This window comes from Azohydromonas sediminis (genome assembly GCF_003574675.1).
Classification (GTDB): domain Bacteria; phylum Pseudomonadota; class Gammaproteobacteria; order Burkholderiales; family Burkholderiaceae_C; genus Calidifontimicrobium; species Calidifontimicrobium sediminis.
This window is the reverse complement of the sequence record NZ_QOAZ01000117.1, coordinates 1-556: the sequence shown is the minus strand read 5'-3', so window position 1 is coordinate 556 and position 556 is coordinate 1. Positions and strand designations below refer to the sequence as shown.

Here is a 556-nt window from a genome sequence, read left to right as displayed (position 1 = left end):
CGAAATGAATTACTCAGCAACGATGCCTACGTATTTGCGATTTTTCTCGCCTTTCACTTCAAATTTAACTTTACCGTCAGCAGTTGCGAATAAAGTGTGGTCTTTACCCATACCAACGTTGTTACCAGCGTGGAATTTAGTACCGCGCTGACGAACGATGATGCTACCTGCTAATACAGATTCGCCACCGAAACGTTTAACACCAAGGCGTTTAGCTTCAGAATCACGACCGTTACGAGTTGAACCACCAGCTTTTTTAGTTGCCATCTACTTGATCTCCTCTGAAATTATGCTTGAATCCCAGTGATTTTCACTTCTGTGAACCACTGACGATGACCTTGTTGTTTACGGCTGTGTTTACGACGACGGAACTTAACGATTTTAACTTTATCGCCACGACCTTGCGCTACAACTTCAGCCACTACTTTTGCGCCAGCAACTACTGGTGCACCAATTTTAACATCTTCACCGTTAACGACCATTAACACTGAGTCAAATTCAACTTTCTCACCAGTTGCGATTTCAAGTTTCTCTAAACGAACTACTTGACCTTCGC

The 556-nt window shown here is 43.2% G+C and carries 2 protein-coding genes; both read right to left on the bottom strand.

Annotated features, from left to right (window positions below; genetic code table 11):
* Positions 1 to 9: 9 nt before the first annotated feature.
* On the bottom strand, positions 10 to 267 hold the full coding sequence (gene rpmA / locus DRV96_RS17885; RefSeq protein WP_119293625.1) for a 50S ribosomal protein L27: 258 nt from the start codon (positions 265 to 267) through the stop codon (positions 10 to 12).
* A 20-nt stretch (positions 268 to 287) separates the two neighbouring features.
* The coding region (gene rplU, locus DRV96_RS17880; protein ID WP_119293627.1) for a 50S ribosomal protein L21 at positions 288 to 556 on the bottom strand (269 nt) is incomplete at its 5' end.

Coding starts and splice junctions, on each gene's coding strand:
- rpmA (WP_119293625.1), bottom strand. CDS start 267: ATGGCAACTAAAAAAGCTGGTGGTTCAACTCGTAACGGTCGTGATTCT.